Source organism: Pseudomonas sp. NPDC098740 (genome assembly GCF_044760065.1).
GTDB classification, from domain to species: Bacteria; Pseudomonadota; Gammaproteobacteria; order Pseudomonadales; family Pseudomonadaceae; genus Aquipseudomonas; species Aquipseudomonas rossensis.
Window position 1 is genome coordinate 61,032 of record NZ_JBIWAM010000019.1, and the last position, 22,565, is coordinate 83,596.

Below are 22,565 nucleotides of genomic sequence, written 5' to 3' on the forward strand. Positions count from 1 at the left end.
ACCGGGACATGACACAGAAATCTGCCAACACAGCAGACCCCTTGTGGGAGCGGCGGTGCGGCGATCCGACTTGCTCGCGAAAGCGGTCTAACAGCCAACATAATTGCTGAATGTCAGTCCGTCATCGCGAGCAAGCCCGCTCCCACAGGGTATGGTGTCAGGCGCTGACGGGTTCTATGGCCAGTTCAACGACTTCCGGCCGCTTGAGCACCGCATACGCCACCGCCGTCAGCAAACTCCCGGCCACAATCGCCAGCAGATACAACAGCGCATGGTTGATCGCATTCGGAATCGCCAGCACGAACAACCCGCCGTGCGGCGCCATCAGTTTGCAGCCGAAATACATCGACAACGCACCGGTCAGCGCACCACCGGCAATGCTCGCCGGGATCACCCGCAGCGGGTCTTTCGCGGCAAACGGAATCGCGCCTTCGGAGATAAAGCACAGCCCCAGTACCAACGCGGCTTTCCCGGCCTCGCGTTCAGCCTGGGCGAACTTGCGCCGCGCAATAAACGTAGCGATGCCCAAGCCAATCGGCGGCACCATGCCGGCCGCCATGGTCGCGGCCATCGGTGCATAACTTTGTGACGCCAGCAGCCCCACCGAGAACGCATACGCGGCTTTGTTGATCGGCCCGCCAAGGTCGACGCACATCATCCCGCCCAGCAACACACCGAGCAGAATCGCGTTGGTGGTGCCCATGCTGTCGAGGAAGTGCGTGAGGCCTTCGAGCATCCCGGCCACCGGTTTGCCCACCACGTAGATCATCACCAGACCGGTGAACAGACTCGCCAGCAACGGGATGATCAGAATCGGTTTCAGCGCCTCAAGACTTTGTGGCAAGCGCGCATAACGGTTGATCGCCTGCGCTGCGTAACCGGCGATGAAACCGGCAATGATCCCGCCGATAAATCCGGCGCCCAGAGTACTTGCCAGCAAACCACCAATCATCCCCGGCGCCAGGCCCGGACGGTCGGCGATCGAGTAGGCGATGTAACCCGCCAACAGCGGCACCATCAGCTTGAACGCCGTCTCGCCGCCGATCTGCATCAGCGCCGCCGCGAGCGTGCCCGGTTCCTTGAACGCAGTGATGCCGAACACGAACGACAAGGCGATCATCAGACCGCCCGCCACCACCATCGGCAGCATGAACGACACGCCGGTCAGCAGGTGTTTATAGACGCCACTTTTCTCTTGCTTGGCCGGGCCTTTGGCACCGCTCGAAGCGGTTTCCTGCGTGCCTTCGGCCAACGCTTTATTCAGCGTCGCTTCGGCTTGTTTGAGGGCGATGCCGGTGCCGCAACGGTAAATCTTCTTGCCGGCAAAACGCTCGGTGGCGACTTCAATATCGCAGGCCAGCAGCACTACGTCTGCATCGGCAATTGCTGCTGCACTCAACGGATTGCGCGCACCGACAGAGCCCTGGGTTTCCACTTGCAGGTCGTAGCCCAGACGCTTGGCCGCTTGCTGCAAGGCTTCAGCGGCCATGAAGGTGTGAGCGACGCCGGTCGGACACGCGGTAATCGCGACCAAACGCGGGGCGTTTTTTACGGGGGCGGCAGGCTCGACCACAGCTTCGGGGGCAACGTAAACCTGAGCCTCTTCAGCACCGCGACGCAGCACCGCTTCAACCTCTTGCAGGGCTTGCGCCGGGGTACTTTGGAACACCCGCTTGCCGACGAATCGCGACATATCCACCGGCGCACTGGTCACCAGCAATACCCACTCGGCCGCCTCGATCGTGGCCGCCGACAATTGGCGTTCAGGGTGCGCGGCATCGTTGACTTCGACACTGGTGCTCCAGCCCTGACGCTGGGCCGCCGCATCAAGCAAACGGGCACACAGCACACTGGTGACCATACCGTTCGGGCAGGCCGTAACAATGGCTAACTTCATGACAAACCCTCTTATTGTTCTGTCAGGGTGCGTATGCGCACGCCCTGTTCGAGCCGCGCCAACTGCGTGGCGTCGCCAATACCGAAACCGATCTGGGTGACCGCCATCGCGGCAATCGCCGTGGCGGTGCGCAAGGTCTGTTCAGGCGTGTCGGCGCTGAGCAGACCGTGGAGCATGCCGGCCAGTAACGAATCGCCTGCGCCCACGGTGCTGACGACACTGACCTTGGGCGGCGTGGCATGCAGCGCCGAGCCGACACTGAACCAGTTCACACCATCGGCGCCGTCGGAGATCACCACGTGCTCGATGCCTTGAGCGTGCAAGCGGCTCGCGGCTTGCGCTTGCGCAGCCACCGAAACCACCTCGCAGCCCAGCACGTCGGCCAGCTCTTCGGTGTTTGGCTTGATCAGCCACGGGCCGGCGTTGAGCGCTGCTCGCAAGGCTTCACCACTGGTGTCCAGCGCCACGTTCAAACCGAGATTTTTCAAACGCACAATCAACGCCTGCAACCATTGCGGGCTGATGCCTTGAGGCAGGCTGCCGGCAACGACGACCGCGTCATGATCGGGCGCAATTTGATCAAGTCGATCAAGCAACGCCTGCTGCGCGGCTTCACTCACCAAGGGGCCGGGACCGTTGATGTCGGTGATGCGCCCATCGCTTTCCGCCAGTTTGATGTTGCTGCGCGTCTCACCCGGAACACGGATGAACGCGTCGACAAAACCGCGTTTGGCGAACAGGGTTTCGAACGCTTGAAGGTTGTCCTCCCCGAGGAAACCGCTGACCGTGAGCTGATGCCCAAGGTCCGCCAGCACTTGTGCCACGTTCACGCCTTTGCCGGCGGCATGCGTGTGCATCTCGTCGCTACGGTTGACTTGGCCGGGGGCAAGTAGCGGCAACTGGACCGTGAGGTCCAGCGCCGGGTTGAGGGTCAGGGTCAGGATCTTGGCCATTATAGGGCCTCCACTAATGCGCGCACTTCATTTGCGCTGCCCATGGCCAGGGCCTGTTGGGCAAGAATTTGGGTCTGGGCCAGGCTGAGTTCGCGAACCCGCGCCTTGACCTCGGCAATGCTGCGACCTGAGACACTGAGCTCGTCCACACCCAGTCCGACCAGCACCGGCACCGCCAGCGGATCGGCCGCCAACTCGCCGCACACGCCGACCCACTTGCCGTTGGCATGCGCCGCGCGCACGGTGATGTCGATCAGTTGCAGCACCGCCGGGTGCAAGCCGTCAGCCTGGGCCGACAAGGTTGGATGACCACGGTCGATGGCCAGGGTGTATTGGGTCAGGTCATTGGTGCCGACGCTGAAGAAGTCGACCTCTTTGGCCAGCACCGGCGCCAGCAATGCAGCTGACGGCACTTCAATCATGATCCCCAGTTGCAGGTCCGCCACCGGAATTTCCAGACGCAGACGTTCAGTCATGTCCCGCGCCTGACGCCACTCATCAACGCTGCCGACCATGGGAAACATGATCCGCAATGGCCGGTTGTCCGCAGCGCGAAGCAAGGCACGCAATTGCGCTTCCATGATCTGCGGACGTTGCAGGGTCAGGCGAATTCCGCGCACGCCGAGGAACGGGTTTTCTTCTTTGGCGATCGGCCAATACGGCAACGGCTTGTCGCCACCAACGTCGAGGGTGCGCACCACCAGCGGCCGACCGGCCAGGCCATCGAGTACGCGGCGGTATTCGACTTCCTGGGTCGCCTCGTCCGGCGCTTGCGAGTGAGCCATGAAAATCAGTTCGGTGCGCAGCAGGCCAATGCCTTCGGCGCCCTGCTCCACCGCGCTGGTCACGCCGGCACTTTCACCGATATTGGCGAACACTTCGACCGCATGGCCGTCAGTGGTCAGTGCCGGTTGATGACGTTGTTCTGCGGCGGCTTTCAGACGTTGCTCGCGGGTGTCGCGCTCTTCGGTGGCGCGCTGCAAGGTCGCCGCGTCGGCGTCCACGTGCAGGCGACCGCGTTGGCCATCAATCAGCAACGGCGTGCCCGGTGCCAGCAGCAACACGGCCGGGCCGGCGCCGACCAACGCCGGAATTCCGAGGGCTCGGGCGACAATTGCACTGTGAGCGGTGGCGCCGCCACGGGCAGTGAGGATGCCAGCGACACGGGCCGGATCAAGGCGGGCGACGTCGGACGGACCGACTTCATCCATCACCAGAATGTACGGTTGCTCAGGCTCGCTCGGGGTTTCGACGCCACTCAGTTGCGCCAGCACTCGACGGCCGATATCACGCAAGTCGGCGGCGCGCTCGGCGAGCAAGGCGTCCTGCAGCGATTCCTGTTGTTTGGCCGCCGCTTCAATCACCGCCATCCACGCCGCTTCGGCGCTTTCGCCCTGCTTGAGACGGGTGTCGACATCATCGGTCAATTCCGGGTCGTCGAGCATTTCCTGGTGGGTGATGAAGATCTCGCGAATGGCCTTGGACTTGCTGCGTTCAATCAGGCCTTCGATGTCGCGACGCACGTCCGCCAACGCCTGTTGGAGACGCTCGCGCTCGATGGCGGCAGACTCACCGCGCAGCGGGTACTCAATGGTTTGCAGCACTTGAATGTGCGCCGGGCCGATGGCGATGCCCGGTGCGGCGGCGATGGCCTGAACCAGACTGCCGGAGGCTGGTGCGAGGACCACTTCGGCCACATCGGCGATCACTTCGCGCTGTTGGCTCACGGCTGGCAACGGCTCGACTTCTTCACCGAGGCCTTCTTCGATGGCGGCCAGCAAGGCTGGCAAGGCATCGGCGGCGATGCTCGGTTCGGCGACAAATTCCAGCACCTGACCGCGACGGGCGCCGAGGCTGAGCAGTTTGCTCAAGCTCTTCACCGACACGGCACTGTCCTGGCCATCGACAATGCGTACGCGGATTTCACCTTCAAAACTTTTCGCCAGTTGCGCGAGGATCTTCGCCGGACGCGCGTGCAAACCGTGGGCGTTGGCTAACGCGATGCGAGCGCTGGGCCAATCGGCCGGCAGCTCACCGCCAAGGACTTCTAGGACTTTACGGCTGCTGGTGGCGCGGCCCAATTCGTGGCCGCGACCTTCGATCAGCAACGCACAAAGACGCTCGAGCAAGGCCTGATGGGCTTCACCGAGGCTGGCCAGGCAGAACAGACCGCTGAGCGGCTGGCCGAGGTAACGCATGGGTTTGTCCGGCGTAACGAAGGCCAGGCCCGGACGCTTGACCGTTTGCTCGCTGTGCAACCACCACAGGCCATCGCCCAGCGGCAGCGCGTCGACCTGCTGCAACACGGCCGAGAAACCGTTGCTCACACAATCGGCCTGACGCAGCAAACGTGCACCACGCCAGACCAACTCTTCGAAGTCATCGGCGGACACACCGAGGCCGATCATCTGTGCATCCAGCGCCAGTTCTTGCGGCGCGCCTTGCAGCAGTTTCAACAAGGCTTCGGCGGAACTGGCGCGGCGCAGCGCCTGGCCCAGGTCGGTTTCGCCGAGGGCGCGGGTCAGCAATTGCAACAGGCGCAGGTGTTCGTCGGATTTGGCCGCAATACCGATCGCCAGGTAGACGATCTGACCGTCGCCCCAGTCCACGCCTTCAGGGAACTGCATCAGCCGCACGCCGGTGGAAAACACCAGATCGCGGGTTTCCGGCGTACCGTGGGGGATGGCAATACCTTGACCGAGAAAGGTCGAGCCCTGGGCTTCGCGCGCCTGCAACCCGGCGAGATAACCCTCGGCCACCAGGCCATCGGTGACCAGATGCTGCGCCAGCAGGTGCAACGCTGCGGACTTATCCACAGCCGATTGGCCCATGGATATCTGCTCTATGGTGAGCTCGAGCATGCTTTCTCCTTTTTGGCGCCTTGTGACGCCAGGTATTGTTTTGAATGATTCAGCTTAGGCTCTTAGGCGCACCTTTTCAGGGGCAGTTTTGGCGGTTTCGCGGCAGAACCGGCAAATGAGCCTATAACGTAGAAAATACGCTTGCTGAAACGTTTAATCTAGAATGATTGGCACGTTACTCGATAATGTCTCATCCTTGAAGTCCAATTGTCGGATGGGCTGCGACAATGGTCGTCTGCCTGAATCGGGTAGGATTGGCGAAAATGTCGGGCAAGCTCGAAAAAAAACAAGGAAATCCCGGGTTGAAACTCAGTGATATCGCCCAGCTGGCCGGTGTGTCCGTTACCACCGCCAGCTATGTCATCAATGGCAAGGCAGAACAACAACGTATCAGCAGTGCCACCGTCGAGCGCGTGCGCGCGGTCGTCGAACAACATGGCTTTACGCCCAATCCCCAGGCTGCCGGGCTGCGCAGTCGGCATACCCGCACCTTGGGCTTCATTCTGCCGGACCTGGAAAACCCCAGTTACGCGCGAATCGCCAAACTGCTGGAACAAGGCGCCCGGGCTCGCGGCTATCAGTTGCTGATCGCCAGTTCCGACGATGCGCCGGACAGCGAACGGCAATTGCTGAAACTGTTCCGGGCCCGGCGCTGCGATGCGTTGATCGTTGCCAGTTGCCTGCCAGCCGGCGATGACAGCTATCGCCAATTGCAGGCCAAGGGCATTCCGATCATCGCGATCGACCGGGTCATGGAGCCTGAGCATTTCTGTTCGGTGATCAGTGATGACCGCGAGGCCAGCCTGCAACTGACCCGCAGTCTACTGGACCCGCTGCCCAAGCAGATCACACTGATCGGCGCACGCCCCGAACTGAGCATCAGCCAGGAGCGGGCCGCCGGGTTCAAAGAGGCGCTGGCCGGGTTCAAAGGCGAGGTGCTGATCGAGCACGGCGAGTCGTTCAGCCGTGAGTGCGGCAAACAGTTGATGGAAGAACTGCTACAGCGTCTGGGCCATTTGCCGGATGCGCTGGTGACCACGTCCTACGTGCTGCTTCAGGGCGTATTCGATGCCTTGCACGACTTCCCGCTCAAAACCCGTCCGCTGCGCCTTGGCACCTTCGGCGACACACAGCTGCTGGATTTCCTGCCGCTGCCGGTCAACGCCATGGCCCAGCAGCATCAGCTCATCGCCGATAAAGCCTTGGCCCTGGCCCTGGCCGCCATCGAGCAATCGGATTACCGACCCGGCGTGCAGGCCATCGCGCGGACCTTCAAGCAGCGTATTCGCCAGGACTGAACCGTGGAGCTGATCGACAGCCACACTCATCTGGATTTTCCGGACTTCGACGAGGATCGCACGGCGCTGCTGGCCGAGAGCCGCGCCCTCTGCGTGCGGCGGATGGTGGTGCTGGGGGTTTATCAGGGCAATTGGCAGCGCGTCTGGGATCTGGTGCAAAGCGATCCCGACCTGTATGCGGCGTTCGGTTTGCACCCGGTGTATCTGGATGATCATCGCCCTGAAGACTTACACGAACTGGGTGATTGGCTGACCCGGTTGGCGGGTCATCGGCAGTTGTGCGCGGTGGGCGAGATCGGTCTGGATTACTTTATCGAAACCCTGGACCGTGAACGTCAACAGGTACTGTTCGATGCGCAACTGCAACTGGCGGCGGATTTCAATCTTCCCGCGCTGATTCATGTGCGACGCAGCCACGCGGCGGTGATTGCCACGCTTAAACGGTTTCACTTGAAACGCGCGGGGATCATTCATGCCTTCGCCGGCAGCAAAGAAGAAGCCCGCGAATACATCAAGCTCGGTTTCAAACTGGGCCTGGGCGGAGCCGCGACCTGGCCTCAGGCCCTGCGCATGCATCGTGTGCTGGCCGAATTGCCGCTTGAATCGGTGGTACTGGAAACCGATTCGCCGGACATGGCGCCCGCCATGTTCCCCGGCCAACGCAACAGCCCGGCCCATCTTCCGGCGATATGCTCGGCATTGGCCGGGATCATGGCGATCAGCCCTGAGCAATTGGCCGTCGCCAGCACGGCCAACGCTTGTGAGTTATTCAACTGGTAGTCAGTCGCCGCACACATCCCCTGTGGGAGCGAGCTTGCTCGCGATAGCGGCGTGTCAGGCGACATCAATGTCGAATGTTAGACAGCCATCGCGAGCAAGCTCGCTCCCACAGGTGAACCGGTTCCAGGCATTAAACCCGGAACGCGCTGATCAGCTGTTTGAGTTCCACCACCTGAGCCGACAACGCGCGACTGGCGTCCTCGGTCTGGTGTGCACCTTCGGCAGTACGCTCACCGGCGCGGTTGATTTCGACAATATTCTGGTCGATGTCATGGGCCACGGCGGTCTGCTGCTCTACTGCGGCGGCGATTTGCTGGTTCTGATCGACGATCATGCCGACGGCGCCGAGGATGTTCTCCAGCGCTTGCTGAACCTTTTCCGACTGCCCCACCGTGCCGTTGGCCATCTGATGACTGGTACCCATCGCCTTCACCGCAGCGCCGACACCGCTGTGCAGCTTGGCGATCATCTGCTCGATCTCCTCGGTCGATTGCTGGGTGCGCTTGGCCAGGGTCCGAACCTCGTCCGCCACCACCGCAAAACCACGGCCCTGCTCACCGGCCCGAGCGGCTTCGATGGCCGCGTTGAGCGCCAGCAGGTTGGTTTGCTCGGCGATGCTTTTGATGACTTCCAGCACGCGGCTGATGGACTGGCTGTCGCTGGCCAGTTGATTGATCACCAGCACCGACTGGTCGATCTCACTGGCCAGTGCAGCGATGCTGCCCTGCTGGGATTCCACCAGCCCGCGACCGCTGATGGTCTCGTCATTGACGCTATGAGCGCTGCTGACCGCTGCCGCGGCACTGCGTGCAACCTCAAGGGACGTGGCGGACATCTGGTTCATGGCCGTGGCGACCTGCTCGATCTGCGTGCGCTGCCCCGCCACCGCCTGGTTACTCTGGGCGGAAACATTCTCCACCTGCCCGGCCTGGCGCTCGACTTCACTGACGGTCTGGCCGACCCGCTCGATCAGGTCATGGATTTTCTTCACGGTGCCATTGAACACTTCGCCCAACTCACCCAGTTCATCGCGGCTGTTGGCGCTGAAGGTCACCGTCATGTCGCCAGCCGCGACCTTGTCCATCACCGCGCCAAGACGCTTGAGGGTGGTGCGGGTCGAGGCGTAGAAGCCGCCGTAAAGGTAAAAAATCAGCACAAACACCACCGACAACGCCACGGCCTGCAAGACCATATGCGTGCGGTTCTGCTCCAGTCGCTGCTGTAACTGGGTGCCGAGAAACTTCAGGGTGGCTTCATTGAGTTGGTAGGTCTGGTCCATCAGGCCCGTGACCTGATCGTAAAAGCCCTGCCACGGCGCATCCAGCGTGTCGGCCATCACCACCTGCTCTTCGAACAGTTCACTGGCCTTTTTCAACGATGCCTTGCTGTTATCGGCCTGAGCGGCCAGGGTTTCCCGTGCCGCATTGCTGGAACCCAGCGCGTCCTGCAACTTCAGGGCATATTCGGCCTGTAGTTTTTCGATCTGCGCCAGCAACTCATCAAAACGGGTACTCGATGCCGAGTTGAGAAAGCCCTGCCCCAACGAAAAAGAGCCCATCGCCCGACCTTCACCCAGAAGCTGGGTCACGGGCGGGGTGACATTGGTAATAAGTTCGCTCAGCTGGCGCATGTCGCTCTGGGTGTCGCGGCTGAGGCCGGCCTGACTGGCGATGATCTGGCTGAAAATTTGCGCGTTGCCGAGCAACTTGCCGATCATCGCGCTTTTGCTTTGCAGGGAGTTTTCCGCTTGCTGGGCCTTGAGCGCGGCGATCATTTCATCGCGCTTGCCATCGAAAACCATGATTTGCTCGGGGTCAGCGGTCATCGCTGTCAGCCCTTGCAAACGGGTCAGCACATTTTGCCCCAGGGTACTGATCTGCGACTCGACATTGCCGGCCTTGCCGGACTGACCGAGGGTGACGTTGATCTGCACCAGGTTGTTCAGGGTTTCCAGATCGCGCCGTAACGTCAGGCTGCTGCCCAGTAGGTCAAGGCTCTGCAGCTCGACCCGGGTGCCCTGGAATTCTCGATAAGAATCGCGCACCAGATAGAAGTTGGTCACCAGCATCGGCACAAGGAACAGCACGCTGATCAGGCTGAACTTCATGCCAAAGCTCAGGCGATTCATCAGCGCGACGGCGGGATAGAGCAAGCTCTTCACTGGAAGTCTCCCTTTGATTTCTTATTTTTATTGGCAGGCGCGGGTCGAGAGCAGATAGCCACTATTCGGCGCTGTCTCTGTATAGCTTAAATCGGCGGGAGGTTTTGTAACTTAAGGTTAACGGCGAGATGCACGCGGACTGGTAGCCGCTGCCGAAGGCTGCGTCCGGCTCGGGCCGCGATCGGACGCAGCAGTCGTAAATCCTGATTACGCGGTGAGCCTGACAAACCGCGGTGACTGAGTTGGCGACTGCTGCGCAGCCGGACGCAGGCTGCGCCAGCTGCTACAGGGGGATCAGCGTTGTTACGGAAGGACGGTCCACAACGCAAAACCGGCGTACCAGAGCACTGCCGCGCGCAGCAGCAGTTCCCAGATCCGGTCCAGGCTGTTGATGCCGTCAGGCCCGACCACCGGTGCCGGGATTTCACCCGCCACCAGCCCGACCTTCTCGATCAATTGGGCGGCGCTGATGTTCCAGTTCAGTAGCTCATGCAACATCACTCGGCTGACCGCGACAAAGTTGCCGACCAACGCAAAACTCGCCGCCAGCAGACGCACCGGCACCCAGTCGAACGCATGACGCAGTTTTACGGCGCGCTCGACTACGGCCGGGTTCTGCCCGTGTTCTTCGACCAGGGCCAGCAGTCGATAGCTCAGGGCCGCGACCGGCCCCAGCAGGAAGTACCAGAAAATCACCGCGAAAAAGCTCTGATAAGCCTCCCACAGCAGATGCCCTTCGACCCGTTCCAGCAGTTGTTCGCCGCTATCGGCGCAGATACCCACATCGCGGTCCGCTACATGAGCGGCGGCTTGCAGGTCTTCCCGGCGCCAGGCATCGCGAAACGGCCCGAGACCGGCCAGCAGATCACCGCGGCCGAGACTGTAAATCACCACCAGCAGGTGCACCGGCAACGCCAGCAGACCGTAAGCCACCGGGTCCAGTACCAGTAGCAGCAAACCCAGCAGTGCCACTGGCAACAACACCAGTATCACCAAGATCAGCCACGGACTTTTCGCCAGACGCGGACTGACCTCAAGCTTGTTCAGCTCGCGAATCCATCCACCATCGCGCTGAACCCGATGACGCAGGGCCGAGAACTTCTCGATCCAGACCGCCAACAGCAACACCAGAAAACTCATTGTTGTTCCTCTTTTGCCAGGGCCGCCCGATAGCGTGCCCAGTCGAACGCAGGCCCAGGATCGGTTTTACGCCCGGGTGCGATGTCGCTATGCCCACAAATGCGCTGTGCGGTGATGGCCGTGAACGCGCTTTGCAGCTGCCGGGTCAGGGTCGTCAACGCTTGATACTGAGCGTCGGTGAACGGCAGATCATCCGTGCCTTCAAGTTCAATGCCCACGGAAAAATCGTTACAGGTTTCCCGCCCTTCGAAACTCGAGACGCCGGCATGCCAGGCACGTTCAAGACAAGAGACAAACTGAGTGACGGTGCCGTCACGTTCGATCAGAAAGTGCGCAGACACACGCAGGTCGGCGATCCCTGCAAAGTAGGGGTGCTCCGTGACATCCAGACGATTCTGGAAAAATTCCTGCACCTTGCCGGTGGCGAATTGCGCAGGCGGCAAACTGATGTTGTGGATCACCAGCAGGGAAATTTCGTCCGAGGGGCGCGCATTGAAGTTGGGCGAGGGGCAAATATCTACGCCCTGACACCAACCGCTCGCGGGGTCCAACTGCATACAGGTTCCTTCAACGACGACTGTGTAGGCGCCCAGTATGCCGCGATAGACCCTCGGGGCGCGATCACTTGCCGTGATTGAGGCGCCGCAGGTTGCCGATCACCGACTCCAGCGCCCGGTCGAACAGCAAGGTGTCGTCCAGCGCGCGCACCGCGCCACGACGAAATTCCAGCGCCAGGCCGGTACGGCTGCGTTCCAGCACTTTCATCCCGGTGCGATTGACGAAAATGTACTTGCCGGTGGCTTCAATGATCGCCGCCAGCTTGCAGCGAAGGGTGTTTTCCTCGTCTTCCTGAAACTCGACCCAGCACCCCAACCGCAGTTGATCGACCTGAAGCAGACCGGCATCGTCCTCCGGTAAACGCACTGACGCCGTATCGACCGGCCCTTCGTCCGCGGTTCGCAGGACGATTTCCTGCAGCACTTGGACCATTACCCGCGTATCGACAGACCGTTCAAGCATTTTCCCAGGACGTTCGAACAGTTGAACGTGCAAGGCTTCCAGCTCACTGAAAAATTCGCTGGTGGCGAACGGATCGAAGGCCGAACTGCTCAGCCCGTCGCGCAACGACTTGAGCAACCCAGGCACCAGCGCCAACAAGCGCAGGCTCGCATCGGATTCATCATGACGCTGTACGCTCCAGATCAATTGCTCCATGGACTGCACATCCGCGTGCCACTCGGCCGACTGATCGCCGTGCTTGAGACAGGTCAGCAGCAGCACCTGGCTCCACGCTTCCTGGACAAACACCACCACCCGCTGCGGCAATACTTTGCCCAACAAGGCCTGATTCAGTACCTGTTCGACGCGCTGACGGGCCAGCTCAGTCCTGGCGCGGCCTTCTTCGGCGTCACGGGTGCGTTGCTCCAGCAGCTCACTGCGACGGCGCTCATCGCTGGTGAAGGCGAGAAAATCCGCGAGCAATTCGGAAAAGACCGCCGGATCATCGACAAAATCGTTCAGCAACCGTTGCACCACTTGCTCAATGCGCAGATACAGGCTGTCGCGCTCATGGTCATCGCACTCGCCCCAGCCCATGGCTGCGGTGGCGATTTCATTGAGCAGGCGTCGGGCCGGGTGACTGCTGCGGCTGAAGAAGCTCTTGTCGAGCACCGCCACTTTCAGCATCGGGATCTGCAAACGGCCGATCAACGCCTTGAGCGAGTCCGGCAGGTTGCGGTCATCAAGGATGCATTCGAAGAGCATGGCGATCAGGTTGATCACGTCTTCGTCAGCCACCCCGACCACGCGTGACTTGCCACTTTTGACGCTGACCCGGGTCAGCAGTTGTTCGAGCTGGTTTCGCAGATCGAAGTCGTCCTGGGCTGCCGGCGCCGGCACATATTGCTGCAAGTGCGAGAGCAGCCGCATTAGGTCACGGGTGGAAATCGGCTGTGTCTGGGCACTGGCTTCAAGGGTCGGCGCGACACTGCCACGCACGTGAAACAGCAACTCCTGCAACGCCGCGAAGACTTCCTGCACGCTGTCGTCGATCGGCGGGCCACCGGCGCGAGTGTTGGCCGGCGCGGATTCAGCTCCGAGGCTGGCCGTCGCACGATCCATGACCCGACGCGCAGGGGCGGGCTTAAGGTCAGGCAGAACACCGGTGGCGACCAGCAACTGATTGGCTTCGGCGTAGAGCTGATTGGCATCCCTGAGCACATAGCGTTCGAACAGTTTGAGGATGATCAGCTTGACCTTGATCTCCACCCCCAGGTTGCGCCCGGCCTGCAAAAAGTACTCGCAGAGCATCGCCGGCCCCATGGGATTGTGTAGATCGAGCAGTTCCCTGCCCAGCAGTGCGCTGAGTCGGGCGGTCAGTTGGTCCAGGGCGAAGCCGTCGCGGTTCAGCACTTTGCTGACCATCGCCTCCACCGCCACGCTACGCTCCATGTCGTCATCGGGCAGCGCCACCGAAGCGCCGAAGACCAACGCCTGGGGCGAGGCAGACTGAGTGATGTCGTACTGGGTGAGGCTGACAAAAGCCGCGAAGAATTGTTCGAGAAAGCCGCGTTCGATGTTTTTGCGCTTGAGGCGCAAGTCGCGCATGGCTTCGAAGAAGAGGTTCTGTTCGACGTCATTGCGGGCCCGGTCGGCCATTTCGAACAGCGTGTCGTCGGCGTTATCGAACAGTTCCTGCAAACCATGCCTGAGCTGTTGGGCGGCCTTGTCGCGAACCTGAAGCAGAATCACAGGCAGGCGGGCGAGCGGCGAGTGAGTCGCCTGGTCGGTAGCGACCTTGTGCAAAGGCACTACATTCCCGTCGTTGTGCATTCAGGCCTCCTGAAACGGTGAGTCTTCGAATAGTCGTCAATCCAAAACCACGTCAAAGCCATGACGTCAAAAGCAAGGCGGATTATCTTGCAAAAGATGTCCCCTCTACCAGCAGACTCTGCGTTTCCCATTGAAATAGACGCTTATGGCAGACGCTGACTTAGTGCCGATTGCTCAGGCGAATCGACCAAATGCAGGTTTCAGAGCGATGGGAACGCTTCTGATGCCTTGGGTTGCCCAGCGCCATGGCCCTATAATCGGGCCACTTTGTTTGTGGAGTCCGTTATGCCGAATCTACGTCTCGCCGATTTGACCGCCGAAATCGAAGCCAACGTGCGCCGTGCGTTGCTCGAAGACATCGGCAGCGGCGACATCACCGCACAGCTGATCCCGGCCGAACGCCTGGCCAAAGCCACCATCATTACCCGCGACGCTGCCGTCATCTGCGGCACAGCTTGGGTTGAAGCAGTGTTTCGGCAGCTGGACCCACGTGTTGCGGTGCACTGGCAGGTGCGTGATGGCGAGCGGGTGAAACCCAATCAGGCGCTGTTCCACCTCGAAGGCCCGGCGCGCTCGCTGCTGACGGGCGAACGCAGTGCACTGAACTTCCTGCAGTTGCTTTCTGGCGTGGCCACACGCGCGCAGTACTTGGCGGATTACGTTGCCGAGACTCAGGTGAAGTTGCTCGACACCCGTAAAACCTTGCCGGGGCTGCGTCTGGCGCAGAAGTACGCCGTGACCTGCGGCGGTTGCCACAACCACCGCATCGGTCTGTACGACGCGTTCCTGATCAAGGAAAACCATATTGCTGCCTGCGGTGGCATCCCGGAGGCGATCAAAGCCGCGCACAAGATTGCCCCGGGCAAACCGGTGGAGATCGAAGTGGAAAGCCTGGAGGAGCTGAAGGAGGCCCTGGCGGCCGGTGCCGACATCATCATGCTCGATGAGTTGAGTCTGGATGACATGCGCGAAGCCGTGCGCCTGAACGGCGGCAAGGCGAAACTGGAGGCCAGCGGCGGTATCAACGAAAGCACGCTGCTACCGATCGCCGAAACCGGGGTGGATTACATCTCGATTGGTGCGATGACCAAGGATGTGAAGGCTGTCGATCTGTCGATGCGTCTGAGCCTTTGATAACGCCTGCGTGAATGAAAAATGCCAGCCTCGTGAGGCTGGCGTTTTTATCAGACCACCAGGTTATTCATCTCGCAGTACTCTTCCCACTCGACGCCCAACACCTCGGCAGCCTCCTTGTGCAGAACAAGGCGCGCAGCCTCGAACTCTTCAGGGGTTGAGGTGTACTTGAGCGTCAGCTCCCACGGCTGCAAGCCCTGAGACTCTGCCTCATCCTCGAATGCCCACTGGATCTGGTCTTTCTGATCGTCGGCGGGCAAGTCCTTGATCTCTTCGGCTAGCTGGGGCGAATCCAGCAAGTACTTCTTCAGCGCTTCTGCGTGTCTGGCTTCTTGGGTCAATTCTTTAACGGTCATGGCGTTCTCTTTGATCTGGGGAATGGAAGATGGATCTGGATCATCAAGGATCTCTCTGACGCAAAAAACCGTTTGAAGCCCGGTTTGTCTGGCCTTCAGAACCATTCGGGATCGTCTGAAAACAACGTGTCGCTCGTGCCCGAGACAGGAATCGAACCAATCGACCCGAGCCCAGTAAAAACAGTAAGACTTATAGCTACAAAAACAAATTAGGTACTCATTAAGGGACTCAGCAAAACCAAGGCCCTCCGTCAGCTCTTAACTGCTCTGCCACATCAGCTTAGCCCAAGCTTTGCGATTGGACTACTGTTCCGGGGACCACACAATCTTTCCATTTTCTCTTGACCCCAACGTCAGTCGGGGAGCGATCAGAGGCTCTTCTTGCCGCCTAGGTCGATTTTGACTAGCGGCGGCTTGCATGGAGCTAGTCCGCAGCGCAGCGAACATTGCTGTCGAAGGCTGCTTTTAGGAGAGGAAATGGCGACCCAGAGCCCTCGATAATTGGCATCGGGAGTTATGGCCCGCACTGGATCTGGCGAGCGATCATGCAAAGACTGCTTTCGGCCAGAAGCAGTCAATCGGCAAATGAAATTTGCCTTGTTCCACTCTTCAATGTTGTATGTAATCTACGCTCGTTCAGTGAATAAAATGGTCGCGAGAATGGACACCAGTTCCCTCACATTTCAACAGCTGTTTCGTCCGGAAAGCTACTCAAATGGCTGCACTGTGGCCGAACGATGCTCAATCGATTTTCTGATTAACGAACGTTCGTTGCTCAATGCTCTCGTCACGGCTGCTTGTGATCATTCAGACTATATGGGCTGTTTTGTCAAAGGCTTTCCGGAGCCAAACAACCTGTCTAACTCTCGCCTACTTTTACGCGAACACGCTGAAACAGAAAGTGGTCGTATGCTCCTCTACATCTGCCCCGAGTGCGGCGACATCGGGTGTGGCTCCTACTCAGTACATGTTCACCAAAACGATGACTGCTTTACGTGGGATTCCTTTGCTTACGAGAACGGTTATGAAGAGCCTCTGATCATAGAAGGCGTTGGCCCCTTCACATTTGAGAGGCATGCATATGAGGCGGCTATCAACGATGCAGCGGGGATTTAAGAGGTGATTCAACTGCACTACTAAAGCGGGATTGATTGCCTGCCTTCGCAACGGGCAGCCATCGGCCAAAAGCAGACCATGGACACGCAGCTAATACGTCAGTAGTGCAAAAAAATATGCCGCATTCCCCCTTCTTGATGTCGCGTTTACAGACTCGATTTTTTGATTGCTCAAGGGATTACGCATGAACATGGAATATTATGCGACATCGCATGTCGCAAAATTAATTGTTATGCCAAAAGCCGTACGGCAACTCAAAGTTGAATGATCGGAGCAATAAAGTGGAAATCAAGATTGATATATTGGATTCTCCAACAGAAAAGGATCAAGGAGTTCTGAATAATAGGTTTTCAGAATATCTTCGAATTCAATATCCAAATCTACCGCCAGAATCGGAAGATAAAATATTTATGGTGGTTGCACACGATGAAGTAGGCGACTACATCGGTGCAATAAGCTGTAATTGTTACTGGGATGGCTTAGAAATTGATACCTTTTGGGTTAAGGAATCTCATCGCGGTAGAAAAGTCGGTTCTATGCTATTGGAAAAAGCAGAAACGATTGGCGCCAACAATGGGGCAGTAGTTGCATTCTTAAAAACCGTTGATGCTAAACAGTTCTATGAGCAGCATGGGTATGAGATTTATGGTGTTCTTGAGGATCGACCAATCGGGACTAACCTGTATCATTTAAAGAAACGGCTAGTAAAACATGCATAACAACTGGTTCAAACCGTTCGCTTCGCTCACTGGGACGGGCTAAAGCCCGCCCCTTAACCAAATGCTGGTCAGCGTCCGCATTGGGTCGATTGCAGCCCTTCGCGACGGGCAACTATCGGCCAAAAGCGGACGTTCGCCCCACAAGCACCTAACCAGGAGTTAGCATGCCACTTGATACAAGCAGCTACGTTTATTTCTTTCAAGGCGCATGTGCTGAGTCCCATATCGCAGCACTGTTTCAGTTCGCTGGGTTTGAGGTAACGAAAATAACACCAGATTCAGGAATTGATCTCGTGGTTACCAATATAGCTCGGTCACGCTTCGCAAGCGAGACGCCTAAATCTATAAATGTTCAAGTCAAAAGTACGATAATGAAAAATGAGATCGCCAGCTTTTGGATTGCCGAGGATGAGCTGGATTTCTTGAGTCAGGGCGAAAACCGTTACACCGTTTTCGCCTATTTTTATGATTTAGAGAAGACGCTCGATTTGGACGATTTTCGCGCTTACACAAATCAGATGGACGAATCGGTTGACACTGAGTCACCAGAATTGCAGTCGATTGATCGCAAGGACGGCGGGGCCAGCAAGAAACATAAAAATCATATCTTGGAGTTCACAAAATACTCGTTAGATTTGTTTTGGCTTAGTTCCAAACAGATCCAGCGATCAAGAGACGAGGGTTTATGGGAGTACTCTGTTGAATTTCAAAAGTGGGGACTTCATATCTCAACTCAGGATGGGTTCTTGTCAATTCACAATATGAAAAACGATAGTTTTGCCTGTCCAGTTTCGGCGCTACAAGAGGTTCGCTACATGATGATCTCAAGCCAGTCCCAAGCGAGTTTTGACGAAGGAAAATTTTCGTATCTACACGTATAGGATGAACAAAAATAATTGGCAGCCGGTGTCCTCGAAAGGTCGTCAAGCTAGATGACCGACATCCAACTTTGAAAAAAGACCTTATGTTTTTTCGATCGATCCGTGAACGCATTTGCTCGGCGCTTATAATGAGGCTCTCAGTGTGCTGCCAAGAGCTTCTTCCAACGGCAAACGATGCGGGTGAGCCCGAGAATGTTGTTGATCTCGAGCGACGTGCGCACGATTTGGCACGCGCGGCAGAGGCGGCGGCGGACGCCGGCGACTGGCAGGTCGCTCCGGAACTAGAAACTCGACGTCAAGAAATCGACGAAGAATTAAGAGAAGCGCGGCGGAGATGGTTTGCCGAACGTGAGGCACAAGAACTCGAAAGAGTTATCGGCCGACCGAAATTACAGGGTGGACCGCGATCCCGATTGTTTGCCACACAGGCTCGTTTAAATTTTGCGTTCGCAAAGCTCTACATGAGACTCTCAGCGAATCACGGACGTTGAGGCAATAAATGTCCGCTTCGGGGCGACTGCGGCTCTTCGCGACAGGCAGAAAACGGCCATAAGCAGCCAATCACCATGATTCAATGAATCCGGGGTTCACCAAGTCCACATGCGCGCATGTGGCGAGCACGCATCAAGTGCAACTCTAAATTGCCTGCATTACCGGTTCAAAAAATAGGGCTAACCGAACAGCTGGCACGTCCTCAAGTCGACCAAACGTCATGACCAGGCGAGTCACATCGGTACGCTGAAATCCGCCAGCTGGCATAGACCCACGAAGCTTATAGGTGAGCAACTGTTCGGCCTCCGTTGTTGTATTTGTGGGCTCAGCCTCGGCTTCCTTGGCACCAAAGCAATGCAATAACAAATCTCTCTAAGCACAGAGGGTCATCGTGCTGGTCGGCAAATCATCCTGAAAAACAATAAAAAAATGTATTCCAATAGCAAAATACTCTTAGGCGAAAGCCACTCAAATCTATGCTCAATGAAATGTAGTCGCGTCAATGATCAAGGTTTCTATGCCAGATAAAGCGATAAAAAATCATAAGCAAAAAACTCATGACAGGTCACAAGCAAATATCCCGACAGCCATCTAAGAGCCATATAAATGCATAAGATAATCACAATCAATGGACTCTATCTACTGTCAAAATCAAAACTATCATTTCAATCTAATGCTGTACAAGCCCTTAGTGAGGACAGGGGGTCAGTGATAGATGAAATTTTGGATAGCGCCGTCGAAACCGTGGTGGATTCCATTGGAAAGGGAGTTGGTGGCGAAGTAATAAAGAAAATATTTGGAAGTCAAAATAAGTGGGAGAAGGAAGTCTCAAGTCAACTATCAATAATAATTAATAAACTTGATGAAATAATCCAGTCAATCGAGGAGCTAAAAAAATTCTTTCGCGAATCTCAACTCCAAACCATTAGAGAAATGCTTAGAGTAGTGGTTATTGGAAATATACAAACGATCTCCGATGTTATTAATGACATACGATCGGAGAAGAAACTAACAGCCGCCAGCAAAGATCAGCTAACGCAGGCAACCAAGGACCTCTCAGTCTGCATAGATGGAATTCTCAGGTATGTCGAAGAAAATACAAACAAGCCTTTGGGGCTCCCTCTTTATGCAGCAGTACAAGCTGGAGTTATAATGCTTGATGTTGGCTTTAGAATTTTAAACTCTAAACTTGCCAAACCAAAGCTTGAGCGAGCAATAGTGAAGTTCGAGGAGTGGCATAGCTACCTAAACGATATATCACTCCCCATGATAAGTAGCGCACATTCCGAGGCCACATTTCTTGAAAACCAACAAAAGCTTGCAACATGTTCCCTGGAAAGCAGAAGCAATCAATACACCCAAGGTATTAATATAATTGAATACTATACAATTTTAAAAGTAAAGATTGAGGGGGGTGCCAACAAAGATTTCAGGTTTGTTGATTTTGAAAAGGGAGAAGAATTTCTCGGCGAAAACTATAAAGAGGTATACGACACCTTGATATCAAAATCTCCGCAATTTCCATTTCCTTACGGCTTTAGGCCGTACTATGCGTCATATGGGCACTACATCGAAGTTCTTGATATAAGGAGAAATGTGTACTACATGATTTTACCCATGATCACTACGCTCAATAGCCGCCGAGGAAGCCTTCTGTTAAATCTTAAATACATATCTGACATTCAATCCCTTATGAATAGCCTGTCACTCTCAAAGCTGAGGCTAACAAAGATAAAGAAAAATAACTATTAAAGCTTCTCAGTGACAATATCAGCGGAACCATGCTGCCCGTGGGGCAAGTCCGCTCACGCAAAGGCGGCAGTTTGCCTGTCGGTGGTCGATACCTGTCCGATGACTGCTTTGGGTCGACTGCAGCCCGTCGCGACAGGCAACAATCGGCCAAAAGCAGACACTCAACCCATCAGCAAAACTAGGGATAACTCAGTTAGTCTTCATCCAACTTTAGCTCAAACGCTATAGGAGCGCTTCTTAGTATCTGACCTGGCCCTGGACCAAAGCGTCTTGGTACTGTCTCTTGCTCCAATGATGTTGCCCAAATATCGCGAACTTTAGCAGAGTCGATTTGATGGCTATTTTCGGCAATCGTGATAAACCTTTTGATTAATGCTGCGATTATTGCATACGAAAGAGATATGACATGCGGAAGTACTCTAAAACCGGTCTCGGAAAAGCCATCATAGGCAATTTTGTTGTTTCTGCCGAGCAGGTAACTTTTGGTTATCGCACTATGTGTCCTATGTGTATACTTGCTGAGGTCGCTGTAAAGATTGCTTAAGTTTTTTGCTTTATCCTGGCATTCGAATTTTTTTATGAATTCTCTAAACACCCTATGTGGAATGACTTCGTTGTTATACCACTTTGCGAGATCTTTCTTTGCTCCGTCACCAGCCAAATAAAAGTAGGCCGAAATGTCCATTGTTTCTACCGCGTCACGAAATAATCGCGAGGCAATTCGATGCCTCTTTTCTTCTGTTAATTTCAAGGCATCTATGAGCGCCTCTAAGGCATCTATTTGTATTAGCCAGATCGCTTTGTCTAGAGTTTTTTCATCTCGATCAAAGTGCATATCTTTTTCTGCATAGTGACATTTTATTGATGATAGAACTTTACAAGCCTCTCGATGAAATTGCTCTTGCCCCCCATACTCATAGGGTTCATTCCATGCATCTTCTGTGTCTCTGTCCCATACAAAACTTGGCATAAGTCTCGCCCATGAAGCCAACTGTCATTGATATGCCATGTCGCGATTTTAATCGCGATGGCGTGTCGCATAATGTTCCTTGTCGCCCTGTTAGTCCTTGTCTAGCTTTGAGGTGGTCGCGGCAGTTCTGGGAGAGACGCGACATGGATGACGGAAAGCCCTGCCACCCTCCAAATTCGATATCAGCATCGGTGACACTACTCATTTGCCATCACCGTGTCCATCGTCCACTTTCGGCCGAAAACTGCCCCCCACAACGGCAACTATTGGCCGATAGCTGTCCTCCGCTCCCAGCTGATTTGTCGCTTTATTCCTAAGTTAGGCGACACGCACGCCTCCCCTGGAATTGCCGGGTTTGGGCTGTCGCATAAATCTGTCGCACGTTATAAATTGCTTGCGACAATATATGCGACAGGTACTTCATGGAAAATTCAGGACAGCAGATTGGTTACGCTCGGGTTTCGACGCAAGGTCAGGATCTGGAGCAGCAACGAACTGCCCTAGGGCAAAACGGTTGTCAGAGAATTTTTGAAGAGAAGGTCAGTGGGGCTAAGCGAGACCGTCCCGAACTGGGTCGGCTGCTCGATCACTTGCGACCAGGTGATGTGCTGACCGTGACGCGGCTGGATCGCTTGGCCAGGTCAACGACAGACCTGCTCCACATTGCAGAACGGCTCAAAACCATAGGGGCAGGTCTGCGTTCACTTGCAGAGCCATGGGCCGACACCACTTCACCAGCTGGGCGCATGGTTTTAACAATCTTCGCCGGAATCGCTGACTTTGAGCGGTCACTTATTGGTGAACGCACCAGCGCTGGTCGAGCTGCCGCAAAAGCCAAAGGCGTCCGATTTGGACCAAAGCCTGCTTTGATTCCAGAACAGATAATCCATGCGCGACGGATGATTGAGGAGGGCCAATCAGTCTCCGAGGTCGCGCGTCTCCTAGGCGTTCATCGAGCCACGCTATACCGTGCTTTGCCTCAATAGCAGACTGCGAAATTGCACTCCGCTTGACCTCCCGCTTGCATTCGACCTAACCAGTCATTTGCATTCATTCTGACCACCAATTGCATCGGATTTGACCAGCACGCCTTGTAATCATGATCGGCAGAGAACGGCCAGAAGCGGTCTGTCGTGATTGCGGGCTATGTGCTCGCATCATGCTGATTACGACCATTTAGGCAGACATGCACGAGCGACGATGTGAGGCCCGAGGTAGGCGTG

Annotated in this window: 17 protein-coding genes; 8 read left to right on the forward strand and 9 right to left on the reverse strand. The window is 56.5% G+C overall.

Going from position 1 to position 22,565, the window contains the following annotated elements; all coding sequences use genetic code 11:
* Window positions 1-157: 157 nt before the first annotated feature.
* From ACIQU2_RS21385 to ptsP, 3 genes are read right to left on the reverse strand one after another with little or no spacing between them, the layout of a single operon-like run.
* Entirely contained in the window at window positions 158-1,897 is a 1,740-nt protein-coding gene (locus tag ACIQU2_RS21385) for a PTS fructose-like transporter subunit IIB (protein WP_403143813.1), read from the reverse strand.
* Between the two features lie 11 nt (window positions 1,898-1,908).
* Entirely contained in the window at window positions 1,909-2,850 is a 942-nt protein-coding gene (pfkB, locus tag ACIQU2_RS21390; protein WP_403143814.1) for a 1-phosphofructokinase, read from the reverse strand.
* A complete protein-coding gene (gene ptsP, locus ACIQU2_RS21395) occupies window positions 2,850-5,711 on the reverse strand; it encodes a phosphoenolpyruvate--protein phosphotransferase (protein ID WP_347803583.1) in 2,862 nt (953 codons plus the stop codon). Before ptsP ends, pfkB begins: the two co-directional genes overlap by 1 nt.
* Before the next feature lie 302 nt (window positions 5,712-6,013).
* On the opposite strand from ptsP, the gene cra reads away from it, so the two are divergent.
* Both cra and ACIQU2_RS21405 read left to right on the forward strand, forming a co-directional pair.
* Complete coding sequence (gene cra, locus ACIQU2_RS21400) at window positions 6,014-7,009, forward strand: catabolite repressor/activator (protein ID WP_403143817.1); 996 nt, start codon at window positions 6,014-6,016, stop codon at window positions 7,007-7,009.
* A 3-nt stretch (window positions 7,010-7,012) separates the two neighbouring features.
* Window positions 7,013-7,789 (forward strand): TatD family hydrolase, encoded by a 777-nt coding sequence (locus ACIQU2_RS21405; protein ID WP_403143819.1) that lies wholly within the window; start codon window positions 7,013-7,015, stop codon window positions 7,787-7,789.
* A 130-nt stretch (window positions 7,790-7,919) separates the two neighbouring features.
* On the opposite strand, the gene ACIQU2_RS21410 is transcribed toward ACIQU2_RS21405, so the two are convergent.
* From ACIQU2_RS21410 to ACIQU2_RS21425, 4 genes are all read right to left on the reverse strand, one after another.
* The gene (locus ACIQU2_RS21410) at window positions 7,920-9,950 is read right to left on the reverse strand and encodes a methyl-accepting chemotaxis protein (RefSeq protein ID WP_403143821.1); all 2,031 of its coding nucleotides are present in this window, start codon (window positions 9,948-9,950) and stop codon (window positions 7,920-7,922) included.
* Window positions 9,951-10,253: 303 nt separating this feature from the next.
* Complete coding sequence (ampE, locus tag ACIQU2_RS21415) at window positions 10,254-11,090, reverse strand: regulatory signaling modulator protein AmpE (protein ID WP_347803587.1); 837 nt, start codon at window positions 11,088-11,090, stop codon at window positions 10,254-10,256.
* A complete protein-coding gene (gene ampD / locus ACIQU2_RS21420; RefSeq protein WP_347803588.1) occupies window positions 11,087-11,647 on the reverse strand; it encodes a 1,6-anhydro-N-acetylmuramyl-L-alanine amidase AmpD in 561 nt (186 codons plus the stop codon). Before ampD ends, ampE begins: the two co-directional genes overlap by 4 nt.
* A gap of 64 nt (window positions 11,648-11,711) precedes the next feature.
* The gene (locus ACIQU2_RS21425; protein WP_403143823.1) at window positions 11,712-13,922 is read right to left on the reverse strand and encodes a DUF1631 domain-containing protein; all 2,211 of its coding nucleotides are present in this window, start codon (window positions 13,920-13,922) and stop codon (window positions 11,712-11,714) included.
* 285 nt (window positions 13,923-14,207) lie between these two features.
* Here ACIQU2_RS21425 and nadC point away from each other — a divergent pair, with 285 nt between their 5' ends.
* Window positions 14,208-15,056, forward strand: a complete 849-nt coding sequence (nadC, locus tag ACIQU2_RS21430; protein ID WP_403143825.1) for a carboxylating nicotinate-nucleotide diphosphorylase — start codon at window positions 14,208-14,210, stop codon at window positions 15,054-15,056.
* Window positions 15,057-15,106: 50 nt separating this feature from the next.
* On the opposite strand, the gene ACIQU2_RS21435 is transcribed toward nadC, so the two are convergent.
* Window positions 15,107-15,412, reverse strand: coding sequence for a DUF6388 family protein (locus tag ACIQU2_RS21435; RefSeq protein WP_111450461.1), 306 nt, complete (start codon window positions 15,410-15,412; stop codon window positions 15,107-15,109).
* A gap of 660 nt (window positions 15,413-16,072) precedes the next feature.
* On the opposite strand from ACIQU2_RS21435, the gene ACIQU2_RS21440 reads away from it, so the two are divergent.
* From ACIQU2_RS21440 to ACIQU2_RS21455, 4 genes are all read left to right on the forward strand, one after another.
* Complete coding sequence (locus ACIQU2_RS21440; protein ID WP_403143829.1) at window positions 16,073-16,528, forward strand: hypothetical protein; 456 nt, start codon at window positions 16,073-16,075, stop codon at window positions 16,526-16,528.
* Between the two features lie 281 nt (window positions 16,529-16,809).
* Window positions 16,810-17,247, forward strand: coding sequence for a GNAT family N-acetyltransferase (locus tag ACIQU2_RS21445; RefSeq protein ID WP_218192544.1), 438 nt, complete (start codon window positions 16,810-16,812; stop codon window positions 17,245-17,247).
* Window positions 17,248-17,411: 164 nt separating this feature from the next.
* Entirely contained in the window at window positions 17,412-18,128 is a 717-nt protein-coding gene (locus tag ACIQU2_RS21450; RefSeq protein WP_403143832.1) for a hypothetical protein, read from the forward strand.
* Between the two features lie 1,098 nt (window positions 18,129-19,226).
* Complete coding sequence (locus ACIQU2_RS21455; RefSeq protein ID WP_403143834.1) at window positions 19,227-20,372, forward strand: hypothetical protein; 1,146 nt, start codon at window positions 19,227-19,229, stop codon at window positions 20,370-20,372.
* Window positions 20,373-20,565: 193 nt separating this feature from the next.
* On the opposite strand, the gene ACIQU2_RS21460 is transcribed toward ACIQU2_RS21455, so the two are convergent.
* Window positions 20,566-21,342, reverse strand: a complete 777-nt coding sequence (locus ACIQU2_RS21460) for a hypothetical protein (protein ID WP_403143836.1) — start codon at window positions 21,340-21,342, stop codon at window positions 20,566-20,568.
* Between the two features lie 422 nt (window positions 21,343-21,764).
* Between ACIQU2_RS21460 and ACIQU2_RS21465 the strand changes: the two genes are divergently transcribed.
* Window positions 21,765-22,328 (forward strand): recombinase family protein, encoded by a 564-nt coding sequence (locus ACIQU2_RS21465; protein ID WP_403143837.1) that lies wholly within the window; start codon window positions 21,765-21,767, stop codon window positions 22,326-22,328.
* Window positions 22,329-22,565: the final 237 nt, after the last annotated feature.